This is a genomic window from Cryobacterium sp. MLB-32 (assembly GCF_000738085.1).
Classification (GTDB): domain Bacteria; phylum Actinomycetota; class Actinomycetes; order Actinomycetales; family Microbacteriaceae; genus Cryobacterium.
Genome location: NZ_JPRS01000277.1, coordinates 1 through 2843, shown reverse-complemented (window position 1 = coordinate 2843; position 2843 = coordinate 1). Strand labels below are relative to the sequence as shown.

The following is a 2843-nucleotide window of genomic DNA, read 5'->3' as shown; positions in this document are numbered from 1 at the left end:
TATGACGACGCTCATCGGATTTCCCTCTGCTTCTTGATTTGGCGGGCGTTGTAAACGACAATCGGCAGAACCAGAATGAACAGGATCAGGGCGAAGGCCGCTGAGCGGCCCTGTTCGAAGTTCTTGAACTGTGTGTACATCTCGTTGGCGATGACGCTCGTCTCATTGGAGCCGGCTGTCGTGGTGCGAACGATGTCGAACACCTTGAGGGACACGATGGAGATCGTGGTGAGCACGACGACGAGTGCACTGCGGATGCCGGGAACCGTCACGTTCACGAATTGCTGCCACGGGTTGGTGCCGTCGAGCAGCGCCGCCTCCATCTGCTCGGCCGGAACGCCCTTGATGGCCGCAGACAGCACGACCATGGCAAACCCGGTCTGCACCCAGATCAGGATGACGATCAGGAAGAGCGTGTTCCAGGGTGACACGGCCAGGAAGTCGACGGGTTGGCCGCCGAAGGCCACCACGATGGCGTTAAGCAGACCGATCTGCTCCTGGTCGGCGGGGCGAGCGGTGTAGACGAATCGCCAGATGATGGATGCGCCGACCAGCGAGATGGCCATCGGCATGAACACGAGGATCTTGAAGTATTTCTCGCCCCGGCTCTTGTCGATGAACACCGCGTAGGCGAGACCGGCGACGGTCGACACGGTGGGCACGAAGAGCACCCACACGATCGTGTTGACGACGATGCGCACGTTCGCGGGCTGGGTGAAGATCCAGATGAAGTTGTCGAATCCGATGAATTCTGTTCCACGGGAGTTCTGGAATGCCTGCACCGTGGTCTGAATGGTGGGGATGACGAGTCCGATGGCAAGCAGCAGAAGCGCCGGTGTGAGGAACCCGACCAGCTGGAAGAGGTAGCCCGCGCCCTTGCGCCCCCGATAGTCAATCAGGAAGAAGACCCCACCCAGAACGGCGGCGGCCACAATGGCGATGGGATACGAGCCGGCCAGGGTGAGGATGAGCAGCGGGGTGAGCACACACACGGCGAGACGGATGCCGGTGTAGAGCTTGCCCGGTCGTGGCGCGATCTCGACGAAGAAGAGGATGGCCGCAACGACAACCGCGAAGACGACGATGACGATGGGCACCTGAGCCAGTGGCGGCAGTTGCGATAGCCAGGCGAAGAATGCGGACATAGGAAACCTTTCGAGTGCGACGGCGGACTCAGAGCAATCGCCTGGGAGGCACAGTACTTTCAATGACGGTACACCCGCCGTTGTGATGCGGGCCCTCCGACGAGTCGGAGTGGCCCGCATCAGGTACGGACGTGCGTGTGTTTCGTGCGTTAGGTACGGATGCTGCTACTTAGGAGGAAGGCCAACCGGCTTCGATGCTCGTAAGCACGTCGTCGACGGGTGTTCCGTTGATCCAGTTCACCATGCCCTTCCAGAAGGTTCCGGCTCCCACAGCGCCCGGCATGAGGTCGGATCCGTCGAAGCGGAACGTGGTCTCCGGGTCCTGGAGGATCTTAATGGCGTCCTGCAGGATCGGGCTGGTCGCGTTGGCCGGGTCGAGTCCCTTGTTGGCGCTGATCACTCCGCCGAGCTTGACGCGGCTGTTGGCCCAGTCAGCGCTCGAGAGGTACTCCTGCACCTTCTGGGTGTCGGCGTCGTCGGAGAATGCACCGACGATTTCGCCACCACCCGTGACGGCCTGCTTGCCCGCCGCGATGGGCGGCGTGATGAATGCCCAGACTGCGGCATCCGGTCCGACGGTCGCGCCGGCATCCGTGAGGAACCCGTCGAAGAACGAGGCCTGGTGGGTCATCGCGCAGGTTCCGTTGGCAACCGGCGTAGCGACGTCACCGAAGGCGACGCTGTTGATGGACTTCACGTCACCGAAGGTGGCGTTCACGTAGGCCGGGTTCTGCAGGATCTCGCCGACGGACTCGAAAGCGGTCTTGATGGCCGGGTCGGTGAACGGGATCTCGTTCGTCACCCACTTGTCATAGGTGTCGGCGCCTGCCTGGCGCAGAACGAGGTCTTCGACCCAGTCCGTGCCCGGCCAGCCGGTGGCGTCACCGGAGCCGAAGCCGGCGCACCACGGTGCCGTGCCGGTCTTCTCCTGGATGGTCTTGGTGAGGGCGACGAGCTCATCGTAGGTCGTGGGAACTGTCACGCCCCACTCCTTGAACTTGGCCGGGGAGTACCAGACATAGCCCTTGACACTGGCCATCAACGGCGCTCCGTAGAACGTGTTGTCGACAGTGCCGTAGGCCTTCCAGTCAGGAGACCAGCCGGTGTCGGCGTTGTCTTCAACGGCCTTCGGCGCGGGCTTGAGATAGCCGCGGGACGCGAGGTCCTTCATCAGCCCGGGCTGCGGGAAGATCGCGAGGTCCGGTGCGTTTCCGCCCTGGGCGCGAATCGAGATCTGTGCCTCGAATTCCTTCGAGGACTCGTACTGGATGTCGATGTTGTTGGCTTTTTCCCAGTCCGCCCAGGATTCTTCCAGCAGTTGAGCCTCGGTGTCGGCAATGGTGCCGTAGATGGTGACAACACCATCCCCCGAGGCGCCGGCTGACGACGACGTGGAACCGGGCCCGCCAGAGCAACCGGCAAGAGTAAGACCAGCAATCGCCGCGATGGCGATCGGGGTGATGATACGACGGTGCAGGGAAGACCGCATCTTTTTTATCTCCTCATTGAGTGTTCGTGATCAGCAGTGATCAGCAGTGGTGTGCTGCTGCAGAGCGGTGGGGCATGGGTGGAACTCGGGAACCGGTTCCACACCATAAATTACGGCACCCCTCACCGGTATGCAACCCCAAAAATGTTACAGAATGGCAAAGATCGCGCCCCGGAACACCCGACGCGCGTCACGACGGGCACGATGAG

At 61.9% G+C, this 2843-nt stretch carries 2 protein-coding genes; both read right to left on the bottom strand.

Annotation, left to right across the window (positions count from 1 at the left end; all coding sequences use genetic code 11):
* Positions 1-11 precede the first annotated feature (11 nt).
* Positions 12-1145 (bottom strand): carbohydrate ABC transporter permease, encoded by a 1134-nt coding sequence (locus tag JF66_RS17525; RefSeq protein ID WP_035880041.1) that lies wholly within the window; start codon positions 1143-1145, stop codon positions 12-14.
* 169 nt (positions 1146-1314) lie between these two features.
* Positions 1315-2634: an ABC transporter substrate-binding protein gene (locus JF66_RS17520; protein ID WP_035880040.1), complete on the bottom strand. Its 1320-nt coding sequence runs from the start codon at positions 2632-2634 to the stop codon at positions 1315-1317.
* Positions 2635-2843 lie beyond the last annotated feature (209 nt).

Coding starts and splice junctions, on each gene's coding strand:
- JF66_RS17525 (WP_035880041.1), bottom strand. CDS start 1,145: ATGTCCGCATTCTTCGCCTGGCTATCGCAACTGCCGCCACTGGCTCAG.
- JF66_RS17520 (WP_035880040.1), bottom strand. CDS start 2,634: ATGCGGTCTTCCCTGCACCGTCGTATCATCACCCCGATCGCCATCGCG.